This is a genomic window from Pseudomonas sp. MF7453, assembly GCF_016405455.1.
In the GTDB taxonomy this organism is placed as follows: domain Bacteria; phylum Pseudomonadota; class Gammaproteobacteria; order Pseudomonadales; family Pseudomonadaceae; genus Aquipseudomonas; species Aquipseudomonas paralactis.
This window is the reverse complement of the sequence record NZ_JAEKCN010000003.1, coordinates 209,023-226,256: the sequence shown is the minus strand read 5'-3', so window position 1 is coordinate 226,256 and position 17,234 is coordinate 209,023. Positions and strand designations below refer to the sequence as shown.

The 17,234-nt window shown below is 58.0% G+C and carries 16 protein-coding genes; 5 read left to right on the top strand and 11 right to left on the bottom strand.

The window, feature by feature from the left end; all coding sequences use genetic code 11:
• Window positions 1-59 precede the first annotated feature (59 nt).
• Both bfr and JFT63_RS06935 read right to left on the bottom strand, forming a co-directional pair.
• The gene (gene bfr, locus JFT63_RS06940) at window positions 60-530 is read right to left on the bottom strand and encodes a bacterioferritin (protein WP_005785266.1); all 471 of its coding nucleotides are present in this window, start codon (window positions 528-530) and stop codon (window positions 60-62) included.
• A 200-nt stretch (window positions 531-730) separates the two neighbouring features.
• Window positions 731-949: a bacterioferritin-associated ferredoxin gene (locus tag JFT63_RS06935; RefSeq protein WP_017526354.1), complete on the bottom strand. Its 219-nt coding sequence runs from the start codon at window positions 947-949 to the stop codon at window positions 731-733.
• Window positions 950-1,191: 242 nt separating this feature from the next.
• Here JFT63_RS06935 and JFT63_RS06930 point away from each other — a divergent pair, with 242 nt between their 5' ends.
• A complete protein-coding gene (locus tag JFT63_RS06930) occupies window positions 1,192-1,794 on the top strand; it encodes a peroxiredoxin (protein WP_003172097.1) in 603 nt (200 codons plus the stop codon).
• A 60-nt stretch (window positions 1,795-1,854) separates the two neighbouring features.
• Here JFT63_RS06930 and rnt read toward each other — a convergent pair whose 3' ends face one another.
• Entirely contained in the window at window positions 1,855-2,526 is a 672-nt protein-coding gene (gene rnt, locus JFT63_RS06925; RefSeq protein ID WP_057701401.1) for a ribonuclease T, read from the bottom strand.
• Entirely contained in the window at window positions 2,523-3,569 is a 1,047-nt protein-coding gene (gene pyrC / locus JFT63_RS06920; protein WP_005785273.1) for a dihydroorotase, read from the bottom strand. The genes rnt and pyrC overlap by 4 nt, the downstream gene beginning before the upstream one ends.
• Before the next feature lie 156 nt (window positions 3,570-3,725).
• On the opposite strand from pyrC, the gene JFT63_RS06915 reads away from it, so the two are divergent.
• The 3 genes from JFT63_RS06915 (at window position 3,726) to JFT63_RS06905 (ending at window position 7,246) form a co-directional block, all read left to right on the top strand.
• Window positions 3,726-4,634, top strand: a complete 909-nt coding sequence (locus JFT63_RS06915) for a flagellar protein MotY (protein WP_198843655.1) — start codon at window positions 3,726-3,728, stop codon at window positions 4,632-4,634.
• Between the two features lie 128 nt (window positions 4,635-4,762).
• Complete coding sequence (locus tag JFT63_RS06910) at window positions 4,763-5,980, top strand: argininosuccinate synthase (protein WP_057701398.1); 1,218 nt, start codon at window positions 4,763-4,765, stop codon at window positions 5,978-5,980.
• Between the two features lie 633 nt (window positions 5,981-6,613).
• Window positions 6,614-7,246: a response regulator transcription factor gene (locus tag JFT63_RS06905; protein WP_057701397.1), complete on the top strand. Its 633-nt coding sequence runs from the start codon at window positions 6,614-6,616 to the stop codon at window positions 7,244-7,246.
• Window positions 7,247-7,328: 82 nt separating this feature from the next.
• Here JFT63_RS06905 and JFT63_RS06900 read toward each other — a convergent pair whose 3' ends face one another.
• The 4 genes from JFT63_RS06900 to metG all read right to left on the bottom strand — a co-directional run bounded on the left by JFT63_RS06900 (window position 7,329) and on the right by metG (window position 11,420).
• On the bottom strand, window positions 7,329-7,508 hold the full coding sequence (locus JFT63_RS06900) for a PA3496 family putative envelope integrity protein (protein WP_057701396.1): 180 nt from the start codon (window positions 7,506-7,508) through the stop codon (window positions 7,329-7,331).
• 107 nt (window positions 7,509-7,615) lie between these two features.
• Window positions 7,616-8,254: an endonuclease III gene (gene nth, locus JFT63_RS06895; RefSeq protein WP_198843654.1), complete on the bottom strand. Its 639-nt coding sequence runs from the start codon at window positions 8,252-8,254 to the stop codon at window positions 7,616-7,618.
• Window positions 8,255-8,312: 58 nt separating this feature from the next.
• Window positions 8,313-9,281, bottom strand: a complete 969-nt coding sequence (gene rsxB / locus JFT63_RS06890) for an electron transport complex subunit RsxB (RefSeq protein ID WP_198843653.1) — start codon at window positions 9,279-9,281, stop codon at window positions 8,313-8,315.
• Between the two features lie 87 nt (window positions 9,282-9,368).
• Window positions 9,369-11,420 carry a methionine--tRNA ligase gene (gene metG / locus JFT63_RS06885; RefSeq protein ID WP_198843652.1) on the bottom strand — a complete coding sequence of 684 codons (2,052 nt, stop codon included), beginning with the start codon at window positions 11,418-11,420 and terminating at the stop codon, window positions 9,369-9,371.
• 172 nt (window positions 11,421-11,592) lie between these two features.
• On the opposite strand from metG, the gene apbC reads away from it, so the two are divergent.
• A complete protein-coding gene (gene apbC, locus JFT63_RS06880; protein ID WP_057701392.1) occupies window positions 11,593-12,687 on the top strand; it encodes an iron-sulfur cluster carrier protein ApbC in 1,095 nt (364 codons plus the stop codon).
• 453 nt (window positions 12,688-13,140) lie between these two features.
• Here the strand turns inward: apbC and fdxA are convergent, their stop codons facing one another.
• The 3 genes from fdxA to JFT63_RS06865 form a co-directional block, all read right to left on the bottom strand.
• Complete coding sequence (gene fdxA / locus JFT63_RS06875; RefSeq protein WP_198843651.1) at window positions 13,141-13,464, bottom strand: ferredoxin FdxA; 324 nt, start codon at window positions 13,462-13,464, stop codon at window positions 13,141-13,143.
• 142 nt (window positions 13,465-13,606) lie between these two features.
• Window positions 13,607-16,186: a DNA mismatch repair protein MutS gene (gene mutS / locus JFT63_RS06870; RefSeq protein ID WP_198843650.1), complete on the bottom strand. Its 2,580-nt coding sequence runs from the start codon at window positions 16,184-16,186 to the stop codon at window positions 13,607-13,609.
• A gap of 51 nt (window positions 16,187-16,237) precedes the next feature.
• Window positions 16,238-17,227, bottom strand: a complete 990-nt coding sequence (locus tag JFT63_RS06865) for a tyrosine-type recombinase/integrase (protein ID WP_198843649.1) — start codon at window positions 17,225-17,227, stop codon at window positions 16,238-16,240.
• Window positions 17,228-17,234: the final 7 nt, after the last annotated feature.

The following is a 17,234-nucleotide window of genomic DNA, read 5'->3' as shown; positions in this document are numbered from 1 at the left end:
AATAAAAAGCCCCGCTTCTCTGGTGAGAGCGGGGCTTTTTTGTGCCTGAACGCTACGGGTTATTCGCCCATCTGCGATTGCAGGTAATTTTCCAGGCTGACCTTGTCGATCAGGCCCAGCTGGGTTTCCAGCCAGTCGATGTGTTCTTCCTGGTCCTCAAGGATGTCTTCCAACAGCTCACGGCTGCCGAAATCGCCCTTGGTTTCGCAGTGGGCAATCGCTGCCTTGATGTCGCTGTGGCTTTTGCGCTCAAAGCCCAGGTCGCTGCCGATCATTTCCTGAGTGTGCTCGCCGATGTTCAGCTTGCCCAGGTCTTGCACGTTCGGCAGACCTTCAAGGAACAGGATGCGCTTGATCAGCGCGTCGGCGTCCTTCATGGCCTTGATCGATTCTTTGTATTCACGCTTGCCAAGCTTTTCCAGGCCCCAATCGTCGTACATGCGCGCATGCAGAAAGTACTGATTGATCGCGACCAGTTCATTGGCAAGGATTTTATTGAGTTGCTGGATGACTGAGATGTCGCCTTTCATGACTGGGGTCCTGCCCTGTAATAGCTGTGTATAGGGCGGAGTCTGAGCGGTGAAAATCCTAGTGTCAAACCTAAGTTATTGAATAATAAATGAAAATTAATCGGAATAAGAATGTTTGTGTTCCGCGTCTTGACGCTAACTAATTGAATTACAGGCATAAAAAAACCGGACACAAGGTCCGGTTCTTTAAAACATGCCTATCAGGCGTGTGTAAATTCTGTCGAGTAGGGGAGCGCGGCCTGGGCTGTTTGCAGCTGCGTCAGGGTTTCCCGTACCACTTGCTTGGCGAGGCAGGCGCATTTGCCGCACTGGCTGGCAACGCCCGTGGTTTCACGCACTTCTTTGTAGCTGCAGCAACCTTCGTAGATTGCTTCGCGGATTTGTCCGTCGGTGACGCCAGTGCAGAGGCAGACATACATAAGTGAGAACCGTCGCGGGTTTATGGCTTAGGTGCGATGGATCTTAATGTTAACGAGAATGATTGTCAAAATAGTTTCAACAGCAATTCGGGCGGATGGCCCGTGCGCTGACGAACGGTTTTTTCGGTGTATGATGATCGGTCTTCACGAAGCGTGATTGCGTCATGTTTCTGTCTGTTTCCACAGGCAGACTCGACCGGTCCTTTTACTTCAATCGTCATCCCTATATCAGGAGATATCCAATGAGCGTACTCGTCGGTAAACAAGCCCCGGATTTCGACGTACCAGCCGTCCTCGGCAATGGCGAAATCGTCGACAGCTTCAAACTGTCTGAAGCCATCAAAGGCAAATACGGCCTGGTATTCTTCTACCCGCTGGACTTCACTTTCGTCTGCCCTTCGGAGCTGATTGCTCTGGATCACCGCATGGACGATTTCAAGGCGCGTAACGTTGAAGTGGTTGCGGTGTCCATCGACTCCCATTTCACCCACAACGCCTGGCGCAACACGGCCATCAATGATGGCGGTATCGGCAAAGTCAAATACACCATGGCTGCCGACATGAAGCACGACATCGCCAAGGCCTACGACGTTGAGTCCGAAGGCGGCGTCGCTTTCCGTGGCGCGTTCCTGATCGACGACAAGGGCGTCGTGCGTTCGCAGATCATCAACGACCTGCCTCTGGGCCGTAACATGGAAGAGCTGATCCGCCTGGTTGACGCTCTGCAATTCCACGAAGAGCACGGTGAAGTCTGCCCTGCCAACTGGAAAAAAGGCGACAAAGGCATGAACGCTTCGCCAGAAGGCGTTGCCGCTTACCTGACCGAGAACGCCGGCAAGCTGTAAGCCTGCGTTTTGGTATAAAAAAACCGGCCTGAGAAGGCCGGTTTTTTTGTGGGAGGCGTCTTAGTCGTTGAAGTCTTCCCAGCCACCCATCTGTTTCCAGCGGTTGACGATGCCACAGAACAGGTCGGCGGTCTTTTCGGTGTCGTAGCGGGCCGAGTGGGCCTCACGACCGTCAAAGTCGATACCGGCTGCCTGGCAGGCTTTGGCCAGTACCGTTTGGCCATACGCCAGGCCTGCAAGGGTTGCAGTGTCGAAGCTGGAGAACGGGTGAAACGGGTTGCGCTTCATGTCCAGGCGCGCCACGGCGGCATTCAGGAAACCCAGGTCGAAGCTGCTGTTGTGGCCGACCAGAATCGCACGTTTGCAGCCATTGGCCTTCAGCGCCTTGCGTACACCGCGGAAGATATCGGTCAGCGCCGCTTCTTCACTGACGGCCATGCGCAGCGGATGGTCGAGCTTGATCCCGGTGAACTCCAGGGCAGCGGCTTCGATATTGGCGCCTTCGAACGGCTCTACCCGGAAGAAGTGGGTGTGTTCCGGGAACACGAAACCCTGTTCGTCCATGCCGATGGTGGTCGCCGCGATTTCCAGCAGCGCGTCGGTGGCGCAATTGAAACCACCGGTTTCTACGTCGATGACAACCGGCAGATAGCCGCGAAAACGCTCGGCCATCGGGTGGCGCGAACCGCCGCCGCCGTGCTCTTGTTCGTCGTCGTAATGGTCTTCACTCACTTGCTTTCCTCCAGCAGGCGCCAGCGCAGTGTTTCACCGGCGCGCAGCGGGATAACGGTCAGCTCGCCAAATGGCAGGCTGGCGGGGGCGGTCCAGTCTTCACGAACCAGGGTGATGCGATCGGTATTCGCCGGCAGGCCGTAGAAACGCGGACCATTGAGGCTGGCAAAACCTTCGAGTTTGTCCAGGGCATTGCGTTGTTCGAACGCCTCGGCATACAGCTCGATGGCGGCAAACGCCGTGTAGCAGCCGGCACAGCCGCAGGCCGCTTCCTTGGCGTGCTGGGCGTGGGGCGCCGAGTCGGTGCCGAGGAAGAACTTCGGACTGCCGCTGGTGGCGGCATCCAGCAGTGCCACCTGGTGAGTATTGCGCTTGAGAATCGGCAGGCAATAGAAGTGCGGCCGAATCCCGCCCACCAACATGTGGTTGCGGTTGTAGAGCAGGTGATGAGCGGTGATGGTCGCACCAACGTTAGCCGAAGCTTCGGTGACGAACTGCACGGCATCGGCGGTGGTGATGTGCTCGAACACGACCTTCAGGGTCGGGAACAGCTCGACCACACGGCGCATGTGTTCGTCGATGAAAATCTTCTCGCGATCGAACACATCCACATCGCCACGGGTGACTTCCCCGTGGATCAGCAACGGCATACCGACTTCGGCCATGGCTTCGATCGCCGGCAGGATCTTGTCGATGCTGGTGACGCCGGAATCGGAGTTGGTGGTCGCGCCGGCCGGGTAGAGCTTGGCGGCATGTACGAAGCCGCTGGCCTTGGCCTGGCGAATCTCTTCAGGCTGGGTGCGGTCGGTCAGGTAGAGCACCATCAACGGTTCAAAGCGGCTGCCGGCCGGTCGTGCAGCGAGAATACGCTGGCGATAGGCGTCGGCTTCTGCGGCATTGCGCACCGGAGGTACCAGGTTAGGCATGATGATGGCACGGCCAAACGTGCGCGCAACATCGGCCACGGTTTGGGGTAACGCAGCACCATCACGAAGATGAATATGCCAGTCGTCGGGACGCAGCAGGGTCAGGCGGTCGGACATTGGGGATTCCAGGCGGGTCAATCTGGTGGGAATGCTACCGGAAAAGACTCTTGCAGGCACTCGCTATCAAGTTTTGCCGGATGCTACCGATATCCCCGGGTATGCCTTAACGATGTATGACGCTTTGAAGTGTTGTAAAAACCAGTGGAGCCTCCCGTGCGCCAGCATTATCTAGCCCTGCTCAGTGTGTTCGCCAGCCTGCCCGCTATGGCCCTCACGTTCCAGACACGTCTGGAGAATATTGAGTGGAAGGTAGAGGGCGATCAGTTCGAGTGCCGCCTGACGCAGCCGATCACCGATTTTGGTTCCGGGGAGTTCGTGCGCCGGGCCGGCGAGCAGGCGACGTTTCGCCTGAAAGCCTATAACGGTGCGTTTGGCGCAGGTTCGGCAACCTTGCTGGCCGCGGCCGCGCCCTGGCAGCCGGGCCGAGGCGATATCAACCTCGGGGCGGTGCGTGTCGGCAGTGGCGACGTACTGTTCAATAGCTCCCAGGCTCAGGCCGGGCGCCTCTTCACCGGCTTGCTTGAGGGGCGCAGCCCGACGGTAAGGCATTACGCGCGCGAAGGCGGTTACTCGGAGGTGCGTCTGCTGCCGGTGAGGTTCAGCAAGGCCTACAGCGACTATCAGTCGTGCACCGCCAAGCTGTTGCCGATGAATTACGACCAGGTCAAGCAGACGGAAGTCGGCTTCCCCGGTGGTGGCATTGAGCTGGACGCTGGCGCCAAGAAGAAGCTGTCTGTGATTCTTGCGTTCATGAAGGCCGACCCCACCGTCAATCATGTCGAGTTGAATGGCCACTCGGATAACAGTGGCAATCGGCTGACCAACCGCGACGTCTCGCGCCGCCGCGCCCTGGCGGTGATGGATTACTTGAAGGCCAATGGCATTCAGGAGTCGCAGATCACCCTGCGTTTCCATGGCGAAAGCTACCCGCTGGCCCCCAACACCAATGCCGCCAACCGCGCCCGTAATCGTCGGGTGAATATCCAGCTTGAGCGGGTAGCTGCTCCCGAGAAACCGGCACCCCAGGCCACGGTGCCGAGCAACCCGGCGGCCACGTCGTAGGTGCGACCATCGGTCGCCCGCTCGACATAATCTGTCGCTTTATCTTCATTTGCTGTCGCGCCCCTGTAATTTCGCGGTTTTGATCGGTAGAATCGTCGCCTTTCCGTACAACCCCGTGGAGTGATGGCATGGCCGACGTAAACAAGGTCGTTCTCGCGTATTCCGGCGGCCTGGACACTTCGGTGATCCTCAAGTGGCTGCAGGATACTTATAACTGTGAAGTGGTGACCTTCACCGCTGACCTGGGTCAGGGCGAAGAGGTCGAACCTGCACGTGCCAAGGCGCAAGCCATGGGCGTGAAAGAGATCTACATTGACGACCTGCGCGAAGAGTTCGTCCGCGATTTCGTATTCCCGATGTTTCGCGCCAACACTGTCTACGAAGGTGAGTACCTGCTGGGTACCTCCATCGCACGTCCGCTGATCGCCAAGCGCTTGATTGAGATCGCCAACGAAACCGGCGCTGACGCCATTTCCCACGGCGCCACCGGCAAGGGCAACGACCAGGTGCGTTTCGAACTGGGTGCCTACGCACTCAAGCCTGGCGTAAAAGTGATTGCTCCTTGGCGTGAATGGGACCTGCTGTCCCGTGAAAAGCTGATGGATTACGCTGAAAAGCACGCAATCCCGATCGAGCGCCATGGCAAGAAGAAGTCGCCGTACTCGATGGACGCCAACCTGCTGCACATCTCCTATGAAGGTGGCGTGCTGGAAGACACCTGGACCGAGCACGAAGAAGACATGTGGAAATGGACCGTCTCTCCGGAGAACGCTCCTGACAAGCCGCAGTACCTGGAACTGACTTACCGCAACGGCGACATCGTTGCGTTGGACGGCGTTGAAATGTCTCCGGCCACCGTGCTGGCGACCCTCAACCGTATCGGTGGCCAGCATGGTATCGGCCGTCTCGACATCGTCGAGAACCGTTATGTGGGCATGAAGTCCCGCGGTTGCTACGAAACCCCGGGCGGCACCATCATGCTGCGTGCCCACCGCGCCATCGAGTCCATCACCCTGGACCGTGAAGTCGCCCACCTTAAAGACGAGCTGATGCCCAAGTACGCCAGCCTGATCTACACCGGTTACTGGTGGAGCCCTGAGCGTCTGATGCTGCAACAGATGATCGACGCTTCCCAGGCCCACGTGAACGGCGTCGTGCGCCTGAAGCTCTACAAGGGCAACGTGATCGTCACTGGCCGTAAGTCCGAAGAGTCACTGTTCGACTCCAACATCGCAACCTTTGAAGAAGACGGTGGCGCCTACAACCAGGCGGATGCGGCTGGCTTCATCAAGCTGAACGCCCTGCGTATGCGCATTGCTGCCAACAAGGGCCGCTCATTGTTCTGAGTGTTGTCTTGAGTGTGCGAAATGGCTCCTTATCCAAGGGGCCATTTTTTTTGCTTGTTTATTATTGAATGAACATAAATACAGCGGCGATGTTTATCGGCGTTTAGCAGATGCTTGACTGTGTTTTTTTCTGAAACTTTAACGGTTGTTTTACTTTTTTGCGTTTTGTTTTTAGCGCTGAATGATTTTTTACATCTGCGGAGGAACTATGTCTGACAGAAAATTCACTCATGTAAGTGCAATGAGAAGGTGAGTTGTAGAATTTTCTGTAGGAATTATGGAAGTTTATAAATATGTTAAATGGAACTAATGCAGATGGGCCTTCCTTGCCGTTCTGCGTGCGGCATGGCTACAAGCAAGGGGTATTTCCTGAAAGTCTTGTGCGCTGCGTTTACCTTCATGGGCCCATGCCTGGGACATTTCAGTCAAAATGTGTACGCGTCGAGAAAGATCTGAAAGCTTCCATAAAGCCCCATACATCTAAGTTTGCGATTTTTTGTAGGCTAATTCCTATCTTCCTGTGGGTTGGGTCTCTCCCTGCCGTTGCTCGGGGTGGAATGCTATGCCAACTAGTAATCGACTAGGCTATTGTGTTTGCTCTAAATAATTCGAACAGCGAAATTGGACTTTCTCATGAATAAAGTGCTGATCGTGGATGATCATCCCGTCATTCGTCTTGCTGTGCGCATGCTAATGGAGCGTCATGGTTATGAGGTCGTTGCCGAGACCGATAACGGTGTCGATGCGTTGCAACTTGCACGGGAACATATGCCGGATATTGTGATACTGGATATCGGAATCCCCAAGCTCGACGGCCTGGAAGTGATTTGCCGGTTGGCTTCAACCAAGCAAGCCGTATCGTTCAAGGTGCTGGTGCTGACGTCCCAGGCTCCGGGCCATTTTTCCATGCGCTGCATGCAGGCAGGGGCGGCCGGCTATGTCTGCAAGCAGCAGGACCTGACTGAGCTCTTGAGCGCCATCAAGGCGGTGCTCTCCGGCTACAGCTATTTCCCGAACCAGGCGCTCAATTCGGTGCGTTCAACCATGGGCAACGCCAGTGAAGCCGAAATGGTTGAACGCTTGTCGGGGCGAGAGATGATGGTGCTGCAACAACTGGCCCGTGGCAAAACCAACAAGGAGATTGCCGACGGCATGTTCCTGAGCAACAAAACCGTCAGTACCTATAAGACCCGCTTGCTACTCAAGCTCAATGCCCGCTCCCTTGTGGACCTGATCGAGTTGGCACAACGCAACGGCTTGGTGTAGGAGGGCATTGCACCGCTCAAAACCCGTGTATCCGGCAGAAAAAAGCCTCCGTCAGGGAGGCTTCCGGTCGTTCATGCATCGATCACAGATCGAAGTCGTAATCGGCCAGCTGTTTTTGCAAGCGTCGCTCTTCCAGTAGATTGTCGATAGTGCGGCGTTTGCTCAAATTGGTCTTGGCTACCTCTACAGGTGTCTCTACCGCATCGTCATCCGACTCAACGAGGTCGTCTTCCACTTCCAGTTGTTCTTTGCCAGCGCTCATAAGATTAACTCCGGGCTAAGACTGCCATTGGGGCTCCTTATAGCGATAATCTGCGAACGGGTAAAAAAGATTTTTTCAATCGACTGATCAAAAAAAGCAATGGTCGCTCAATCGTCTGACGTCTTGTCCTTGTATTCACACAAATCTTCGATCCGACAGCTGCCGCAGCGGGGCTTGCGAGCCTGGCAAACGTAGCGCCCGTGCAGGATCAGCCAGTGATGGGAGTCGAGCAAATACGGCTTGGGCACAAACTTCATCAGTTGCTTTTCCACTTCGACCACATTTTTGCCCCGCGCAATACCGGTTCGGTTACTGACCCGGAAGATGTGAGTGTCCACTGCCATGGTCAGTTGCCTGAATGCGGTATTGAGCACCACATTGGCCGTTTTACGGCCCACCCCTGGCAAGGCCTCCAGGGCTTCACGCGTTTGCGGGACTTCAGCATCATGCAGCTCCACCAGTAGGCGGCACGTTTCGATCACATTCTTGGCCTTGCTGTTATACAGGCCGATGGTCTTGATGTATTCGGACAGGCCTTCCACACCCAGGGCGTAAATTGCGGCCGGGGTATTGGCCACGGGATACAGCTTCGCCGTCGCCTTGTTAACCCCAACGTCCGTTGATTGGGCTGACAGGATCACCGCAATCAGTAATTCGAACGGTGAGGAGTAAGCCAGTTCGGTTTTCGGTTCCGGATTGTCTTCGTGGAACCTGCGGAAGATTTCCAGGCGTTTTGCGGCATTCATAGGGGCGGACGTTTCCTTGCAGGCGGTCGACGTGATGTTAGCAATACAGCGTGCAGGTTCAGGCGCCAGTGTTGGCCTCGGCATCCTGCAGCGTCTGCTCGGCGGCGTTCAAAGCAGCGCTCAAGGCTGCCAGCTGCTGCTCGCCAGCCTGCTCGGCCTGGGCCTTTTTCAGCTCGGCCCGACGCATGGCCAGTTGGATCTTTGCGCGCTTGAGGTCGGTGCCTTGGGGTGTCTTTGTCGGCGGCGCACTGTTGGCCTCCAGCTTGGCAAGCGCCTGTTCGCAAGCTTCAAACTGCCGTTGCAGCTTAATCAATTGCGACTGTTGCTCAAAGGTCGGAGGATGCCCAAACGCCTTCAAGGACTTGTGCAACTGAGCGCGACTCATGGTGACGCTGATTCTGGCCTGCTTGATGGCGGCTTCCTGCGCGCCCTGATGATTATCTATCGCTGCTGTTTCCATTGCAGCTGCAGGTTTGGCCCGTGTCAGGCGTTCGGCGAGCTTGCGGGCTTCCTCACGTTGCAGGCGGGCGTTACGTTGTTCGAAGCGCCGCCGCGCTCGGTCACGTTTGAGGTCACGTTCACGCCGCTCGTCATTGCTGCCAGCCAGGTCGCCCACGATAGGCAGCACGTCAGCGAGCGCACGCATCTCGATACAGTCGACAGGGCAGGGTGCGAAACACAGGTCGCAACCGGTGCACTCATCGATAATCACCGTGTGCATGAGCTTGGCGGCACCCACAATGGCATCCACCGGGCAAGCCTGGATGCATTTGGTACAACCGATGCATTCGGCCTCACGGATATAGGCTACCTGCGCGGGCGCTTCCCCGCGGCTGGTGTCCAGCTCCAGCAGTGGCAGGTGCAGCAGTTGCGCAAGCCCGGCGATGGTTTCCTGCCCACCGGGCGGGCACTTGTTGATGGCCTCGCCTTTGGCGATGCCTTCTGCATAAGGCTTGCAACCCGGGTGCCCGCATTTGCCGCATTGAGTCTGCGGCAGCAGCGCGTCGATACGTTGAATGAGGTTCATGCTGTGATCATAGCGTTGACGCCCGGCCCAGGGAGGTGGGCAAGCTGAAAAGCCCCGCCGTAGCAACAGCGGGGCATTTTGCAGGGGTTACTTGATGCGTTGACCCGGCTTGGCGCCGCTGTCGGGGCTCAGCAGGTAGATTTCTTCGCCGCCAGGGCCAGCCGCCATCACCATGCCTTCGGAAATACCGAACTTCATCTTCCGTGGCTTGAGGTTGGCGATCATCATGGTCAGGCGACCGTCGAGCTTGGACGGGTCCGGGTAAGCGCTCTTGATCCCGGAGAACACGTTGCGCTGCTCGTCACCGATATCCAGCGTCAGGCGCAGCAGCTTGTCGGCACCTTCCACAGCTTCGGCTTTGATGATCAGTGCCACGCGCAAATCCACGGCGGCAAAGGCGTCGAAATCGATTTCCGGGGAAATCGGGTCCTTGGCCAGCTCGCCATTGCCCGTCGGCGCAGATTGGCCGGTATCGGTCTGGCTGGCGACCAGGTCTTCTTTCGAAGCGTCGGTCATGGCCTGGACTTTCACCGGGTCAATACGGGTCATCAGGGGCTTGAAGGCGTTCAACTGATGATTACCGAGCAAGGTGGCGTGATCGTTCCAGGTCAACGGCGCCACGTTGAGGAACGCCTCGGCATCGGCGGCCAGCAATGGCAGCACCGGCTTGAGGAAAATCACCAACTGGCGGAACAGATTGACGCCTGTGGCACAGATAGCCTGCACCTCGGCTTCCTTGCCTTCCTGCTTGTTCAGCGACCACGGGGCCTTGTCGGCGATCCAGGCGTTGGCACGATCGGCCAGGCCCATGATCTCGCGCATGGCGCGGGCAAAGTCGCGGGCCTCATAGGCGTCGGCGATGCTTGGCGCGGCGGCCAGGAAGGCGTCGGTCAGCTCCGGTGCAGCGTTCTCGGCTACCAGTACGCCTGCGTTACCCTTGTGGATAAAACCGGCGCAACGGCTGGCGATGTTGACGACTTTACCCACCAGATCCGAGTTGACCTTCTGTACGAAGTCCTCCAGGTTCAGGTCCAGGTCGTCGACACCCCGGCCCAGCTTGGACGCGTAGTAATAGCGCAGGTATTCCGGCGACAGGTGATCCAGGTAGGTGCGTGCCTTGATAAAGGTGCCACGGGACTTGGACATTTTCTGCCCATTGACCGTCAGGTAGCCGTGCACGGCAATGCCGGTCGGCTTGCGGTAGCCCGAACCTTCAAGCATTGCCGGCCAGAACAGCGCGTGGAAGTTGACGATGTCCTTGCCGATAAAGTGGTACAGCTCGGCAGTGGAGTCTTTGCCCCAGAACGCGTCGAAGTCCAGCTCCGGGGTGCGATCGCAGAGGTTCTTGAAGCTGGCCATGTAGCCGATCGGCGCGTCCAGCCATACATAGAAGTACTTGCCCGGCTCGCCCGGGATCTCGAAGCCGAAGTACGGCGCGTCGCGGGAGATGTCCCACTGCTGCAGGCCACTGTCGAGCCATTCGGAGAGTTTGTTGGCCACGGCGTCCTGCAAGGTGCCGCTGCGCGTCCAGGTTTGCAGCATTTGCTGGAAATCCGGGAGCTTGAAGAAGAAGTGCTGCGAGTCTTTAAGCACCGGAGTGGCGCCGGAGATCGCCGACTTGGGGTCCTTCAAGTCGGTCGGTGCGTAGGTCGCGCCGCATTTTTCGCAGTTGTCGCCGTACTGGTCTTCGGTGCCGCACTTCGGGCAGGTGCCCTTGATGAAGCGGTCGGCCAGGAACATCTTCTTTTCCGGGTCGAAATACTGGGTCACCGAACGTTGGTCGATGTGCCCGGCTTCTTTCAACCGCAGGTAGATCTGGCTCGACAACTCGCGGTTTTCGTCCGAGTGGGTCGAATGGAAGTTGTCGAAGTCCACCAGGAACTCGGCAAAGTCGGCGCTGTGTTCAGCCTGCACGTTGGCGATCAGTTGTTCCGGGGTGATGCCTTCCTTTTCGGCGCGCAACATGATGGCCGAACCGTGGGCGTCGTCCGCGCAGACATAAATGCATTGATTGCCGCGATGCTTCTGGAAGCGCACCCACATATCGGTCTGGATGTACTCAAGCATATGGCCAAGATGGATGGAACCATTGGCATAGGGCAGGGCGCTGGTGACGAGGATCTTGCGTGGCTCGGACATGGGGCTCGGCTACTTGATGAAACGGAGGTCGGCCACTATAAAGCGCCGGGAAATTTATTTCACCCCGTGACGCTGTTTCAGAATCTTCCGGAACCTCGAAAGCGTGCCGTTCAACCGTCGGAACGGTTAGGATAGCCGCCTGTTTCAGTCAGTCTTTTTTCGGGAGTAGCCCATGAGCGCCGTCAATCGCGCAGCGGTGGAAGCCGTTCTTCGCCAGTACACCGACCCCTATTTGAACCAGGACCCGGTCAGTGCCGGTTGTGTGCGCAACATCGAGGTCCAGGGCGACCAGGTGTCGGTACAGATGCAACTGGGTTATGCCGCAGGTTTGTTCAAGCGTGGTTGGGCGCAGATGCTGCAAATGGCCATTGAAGGCATTGATGGCGTGGGATCGGCCAAGGTCGAGATCCAGTGCGTGATCGCCCCGCACAAGGCCCAGGCGCAGATCCCGGGTTTGGCCAATGTCAAGAACGTGGTGGCGGTAGCCTCCGGCAAGGGCGGCGTGGGCAAATCCACCACTGCGGCCAACCTGGCTTTGGCCCTGGCCCGCGAAGGCGCGCGAGTGGGGATTCTCGACGCCGATATCTACGGCCCAAGCCAGGGCGTGATGTTCGGCATCGCCGAAGGCACACGGCCGAAGGTCAAGGATCAGAAATGGTTTGTGCCCATCGAGTCGCTGGGTGTGGAGGTGATGTCCATGGCCTTCCTGACCGATGACAACACGCCGATGGTCTGGCGCGGGCCGATGGTCTCCGGGGCGTTGCTGCAATTGGTCACACAGACCGCCTGGGGCGACCTCGATTACCTGGTGATCGACATGCCCCCAGGCACCGGCGACATCCAGCTGACCCTGGCACAAAAAGTCCCGGTGGCCGGTGCGGTGATCGTCACCACGCCCCAGGACCTGGCGCTGCTGGACGCCAGAAAAGGCGTCGAGATGTTCCGCAAGGTCAACATCCCGGTGCTGGGTGTTGTGGAAAACATGGCGGTGCACATCTGTTCCAACTGCGGTCATGCCGAGCATCTGTTCGGTGAAGGGGGCGGTGAAAAGCTGGCCACGCAGTATGGCGTCGAACTGCTCGCTTCTTTGCCGCTGTCGATGGACATTCGTGAACAGGCCGATGGTGGCAAACCCACTGTAGCGGCCGAGCCCGAAGGGCAGGTCGCGATGATCTACCAGGAGCTGGCCCGGCATGTCGGTGCGCGCATTGTCTTGCAGGAAGCGGCCGCGCCGGCGATGCCGACGATTACGGTCAGTGACGACTGATGCCCGTAAACGGTGGGCAATGAGGTTTATTGCCCTTTTCCGCAATCGCGCACGTAAGCATTTGCTTACCTTTGCGTAAGTGATTGGTTTTTTTACCTGGCAAGGACGTCCCGATTTTTTTGAGAATTTTTTCATCTCATTGAAATACAAGACTTATTTATCTATGTGGGGGCGTCGCTGCGTGCCAGTGGATGGAAACGGGTCGCGTTGAACTTATCTATGAACCCTCTAACATCAGCCCTGTGTCCACGGATTGACACAGCCATCAAGGAACGATGGTTTGAAGGAACGTCGCAGGATGCGATTCATCAGGATGATGAAAAGGAACACAGGGACTAGGGAAAAAATGTGGGCGGGTCATACCGCCCCTTTTTTCGCCTGCAGAAAAGTGAATGCAGGCGCCAGAATGCAAAAAAGGCCCTCAAGGGCCTTTTTTTGTTGGGCAGTGGCGCTTTAGCGCTCTAGTTGCTCAATCTTGTTGGGTTTGCCATCCCACTCGGCGGCATCCGGCATCGGATCCTTGCGCTCGGTGATGTTCGGCCACACTTCTGACAGTTCGACGTTCAATTGAATGAATTGCTCCATGCCCGCAGGCACTTCGTCCTCGGAGAAAATCGCGACGGCCGGGCATTCTGGTTCACACAGGGCGCAGTCAATGCACTCATCCGGGTGAATAACCAGGAAGTTCGGGCCTTCGTAGAAGCAGTCCACCGGACAGACTTCTACGCAGTCGGTGTACTTGCACTTGATGCAGTTGTCGGTGACGACGAAGGTCATTTCTAATTTTCTCCTCAGGCGGCGGCAGCGAAACCCCTTGTGGTGGGGTTCGCGAGGTTTGAGAGCGATAGTCTGCGGACCAGGCTAAAAGCCCGCAGCATCCCAAACCGCGCGAGATTCTATCAGCTTGCAAGCGTCTGCGTTATATCCGAGTCTTCAGTGCATATAACATTTCGAGCGCTTTACGCGGCGTCAAGTCATCCAGGTCAAGCTTTGCCAACTCATCCAGCACCGGATGGGGCAGGCTGGCGAACATATCGCTCTGATGCGGCGCGGCAGGTTTCTTATTGGCTTTGGCCGGGCTGGCGACCACGGTTTCATGGGGCAGGGCCGTGGTTTCCAGGCGGCTGAGGTGTTCGCGGGCGCGAGTAATCACCTCGTTCGGCACACCGGCCAACTGCGCCACGGCCAGACCATAACTCTGGCTCGCCGGCCCTGGCAGCACATGGTGCAGAAACACGATGCGCTCGTTGTGCTCGGTGGCATTGAGATGCACGTTGGCCACCAGCGGCTCGCTTTCCGGCAACACCGTCAGCTCAAAGTAGTGCGTGGCGAACAGCGTGTACGCACGCAGATGCGCCAAGCGTTCGGCCGCGGCCCACGCCAGGGACAGGCCGTCGAAGGTGCTGGTACCGCGACCCACTTCGTCCATCAGCACCAGGCTGCGCTCGGTGGCGTTGTGCAGGATGTTGGCGGTCTCGCTCATTTCCACCATAAAGGTCGAACGGCCACCGGCCAGGTCATCGCTGGAGCCGATCCGCGTGAAAATGCGGTCCACCAACGACAATTCGCAACTGGCTGCCGGTACGAAGCTGCCGATATGCGCCAACAACACGATCAACGCGGTCTGGCGCATGTAAGTGGATTTACCGCCCATGTTCGGACCGGTGATCACCAACATGCGGGTATCGTCGTCCAGCGACAGGTCATTGGCGACGAACGGCGTGGTCAGCACCTGCTCCACCACTGGGTGACGGCCTTGCACGATGCGCATGCACGGTTCGCTGACAAACCGTGGGCAATTGAGGTCCAGGTTCAGCGCCCGTTCGGCGAGGTTGCTCAACACATCCAGCTCCGCCAGGGCGGCGGCGGTGTCTTGCAACGGCGCCAGGCGGCTGATCAAGTCCTCAAGCAAGGCTTCGTAGAGCATCTTTTCCCGCGCCAGGGCACGGCTTTTGGCCGACAGCGCCTTGTCTTCAAACTCTTTGAGCTCGGGGGTGATAAAACGCTCGGCGCCTTTGAGGGTCTGGCGACGTTGATAGTCGATAGGCGCCGACTCGGCTTGCTTGCTCGGCAACTCGATAAAGTAACCATGCACGCGGTTATAGCCGACCTTCAGGTTAGCCAGGCCCGTACGGGCTTTTTCGCGGGCTTCCAGGTCGATCAGGAACTGCCCGGCGTTTTCGCTGAGCGATTGCAGCTCATCCAACTCGCTGTCGTAGCCGGTTTTCAATACGCCGCCGTCACGAATGATCGCCGGCGGGTTGTCGATGATGGCCTTTTCCAGCAGCGCCGCGAGGTCCGGGTAAGTGCCCGCGGTGACTGCAAGCTGCTGCAGGTGCGGCGTGTCCAGTTCGGTCATCGCCACTTGCAACTGCGGCAGGGCGCTCAAGGCATCACGCAGGCGCGCCAGGTCACGGGGCCGCGCGTTACGCAGGCCGATCCGCGCGAGGATGCGCTCGATATCGCCAATTTCTTTCAGTTGCGGCTGCAATTTTTCAAAGCGGTAACCGTCAAGCAGGCAAGTAATAGAGGTCTGACGTGCTTGAAGTACAGTCAAATCCCGCAGCGGACGGTTTAACCAGCGGGTCAGCAAGCGGCTGCCCATCGCCGTCTGGCAACGGTCGACCACCGATTGCAGAGTGTTATCGCGCCCGCCGGCCAGATTGGTGTCCAGCTCCAGGTTGCGACGGCTGGCGCCATCAAGCACCACGGTATCGTCCAGACGCTCATGGCGCAGGCTGCGCAAGTGCGGCAGGGCGGTGCGCTGGGTTTCTTTGGCGTAGCTGAGCAGGCAGCCGGCAGCGCCGATAGCCAGGGTCAGGGTTTCGCAACCGAAGCCTTTAAGGTCCTGCACCGAAAACTGCTGGCACAGACTTTTCAGCGCCGAATCACGCTCAAAATCCCACGGCGCACGACGCTTGGTCCCACGACGTTTCTCCGCCGGCAAGTCCTTGGGCCAATCATCCGGAATCAACAACTCCACCGGATTGATGCGCTCCAGCTCCGCCAGCAGGTTTTCCCAACCCTTGATCTCCAGCACGCTGAAGTTGCCGCTGGTGATATCCAGCACCGACAGGCCGAACAAACGCTCATCGCCCAACACCGCCGCAATCAGGTTATCGCGACGCTCATCCAGCAGCGCCTCATCACTCACCGTACCCGGCGTAATAATGCGCACCACCTGACGTTCCACCGGCCCTTTACTGGTCGCCGGGTCGCCGACCTGCTCACAGATCACCACCGACTCGCCCAGCTTCACCAGCTTGACCAGGTAGCCTTCCAGCGAGTGGTAAGGGATGCCACACATCGGAATCGACTGCCCCGCCGACTGCCCGCGAGCGGTCAGGGTAATGTCCAGCAGCTTGGCGGCCTTCTTCGCGTCTTCATAGAAGATCTCGTAGAAGTCGCCCATGCGATAGAACATCAACTGATCAGGGTGCTGGTTTTTCAGGCGCCAGTACTGCTGCATCATCGGGGTGTGGCTGGAGAGGTCGGTCATACGGGGTGTTCAGCTCTGCCTGTCTATTTGACGATTCACATCTGTCTAATACTACAGGGATTTTTTCGGCATTGTCGGCGGCAGTCCGACGTTGATTTTGCGCAACCGCAAGTAGCGCTGCGTCATTTTTGCGTCGGTGTGTCCGCCCAGCTTCTGTGCATCGTTGCCCTGGTCATCCGTGTCCGAGAGGGACTTGGCGCGAAGATCGTGGAGGCTCGCATCCGTGACTCCGGCCTTCTTGCAGCTGGTGGCGAAGGCATCCTTGACTGACCCGTAGTGCACGGGTTTTCCACCGCGCGGCGAACAGAAAAGGGTGAGCCCCCGGATTTTTCTGGGCAGCGCCTTGACCCTGGCGATCAACTCTTCGAGGTCGGGTGTCATCTGCACGAGAAGTCTTGCGCTCGTCTTTTCCTGCTTGAAGACGATTCCCTCGGGGCTGATATCGGCTAACCGGATGGCCAGCACGTCACCGATGCGCTGACCGGTTAGGTAGCACATCTCATAGATGACGCGCATGTTGTCGCTCGAGTTGTCGCAGATCGCCTGGAACTCGCCGTGGGTGACGTACCGGTCGCGCCGGTGTTCTTGGTGTCGACGAACGCCGTTGCAGGGGTTGGAGTCGACGATCTGCTGTTCCAGTGCGTAGTTAAATACGGCCCGCAGCACCGAGATCACCCGGTTCGACATGTTCGGCGTGTCCGCCATGTGCAGCTTGAGCGCGACGACGTGCCGCTGAAGGACCTCGCGCGGCTCGAAGTCGGCGAAGTTTTCCTTCAATCGCTCGGCCGCCGCCTCGTATTGCTTGAGCGTGTTCGGCTTCAGCGCCGGCTTCGTCCTTGTGCGCATGTGATCGAGCGCGTCGTCGATCAGTTTGGGCATCCCGCCCATGCTGCGCTTGTCCAGAAGCATGGCGTACTCGGCGAGAGACGCCTGAAACTCCGTCCCGAGGCGCACCCACTTGCCCTTGCGGACCAAGTAGTACGCGCCGTGCTTTTGGTACATACACGCTGGCAGGTGCCGGTCCTTCTTCCGCGGTCGCATCTATCTC

What these genes read in the sequence shown, in the direction of transcription:
- bfr (WP_005785266.1), bottom strand. Translation starts at nt 530, where the DNA reads ATGAAAGGCGACATCTCAGTCATCCAGCAACTCAATAAAATCCTTGCC.
- JFT63_RS06935 (WP_017526354.1), bottom strand. Translation starts at nt 949, where the DNA reads ATGTATGTCTGCCTCTGCACTGGCGTCACCGACGGACAAATCCGCGAA.
- JFT63_RS06930 (WP_003172097.1), top strand. Translation starts at nt 1,192, where the DNA reads ATGAGCGTACTCGTCGGTAAACAAGCCCCGGATTTCGACGTACCAGCC.
- pyrC (WP_005785273.1), bottom strand. Translation starts at nt 3,569, where the DNA reads ATGTCCGACCGCCTGACCCTGCTGCGTCCCGACGACTGGCATATTCAT.
- JFT63_RS06910 (WP_057701398.1), top strand. Translation starts at nt 4,763, where the DNA reads ATGGCCGACGTAAACAAGGTCGTTCTCGCGTATTCCGGCGGCCTGGAC.
- JFT63_RS06905 (WP_057701397.1), top strand. Translation starts at nt 6,614, where the DNA reads ATGAATAAAGTGCTGATCGTGGATGATCATCCCGTCATTCGTCTTGCT.
- JFT63_RS06900 (WP_057701396.1), bottom strand. Translation starts at nt 7,508, where the DNA reads ATGAGCGCTGGCAAAGAACAACTGGAAGTGGAAGACGACCTCGTTGAG.
- nth (WP_198843654.1), bottom strand. Translation starts at nt 8,254, where the DNA reads ATGAATGCCGCAAAACGCCTGGAAATCTTCCGCAGGTTCCACGAAGAC.
- rsxB (WP_198843653.1), bottom strand. Translation starts at nt 9,281, where the DNA reads ATGAACCTCATTCAACGTATCGACGCGCTGCTGCCGCAGACTCAATGC.
- metG (WP_198843652.1), bottom strand. Translation starts at nt 11,420, where the DNA reads ATGTCCGAGCCACGCAAGATCCTCGTCACCAGCGCCCTGCCCTATGCC.
- apbC (WP_057701392.1), top strand. Translation starts at nt 11,593, where the DNA reads ATGAGCGCCGTCAATCGCGCAGCGGTGGAAGCCGTTCTTCGCCAGTAC.
- fdxA (WP_198843651.1), bottom strand. Translation starts at nt 13,464, where the DNA reads ATGACCTTCGTCGTCACCGACAACTGCATCAAGTGCAAGTACACCGAC.
- mutS (WP_198843650.1), bottom strand. Translation starts at nt 16,186, where the DNA reads ATGACCGACCTCTCCAGCCACACCCCGATGATGCAGCAGTACTGGCGC.
- JFT63_RS06865 (WP_198843649.1), bottom strand. Translation starts at nt 17,227, where the DNA reads ATGCGACCGCGGAAGAAGGACCGGCACCTGCCAGCGTGTATGTACCAA.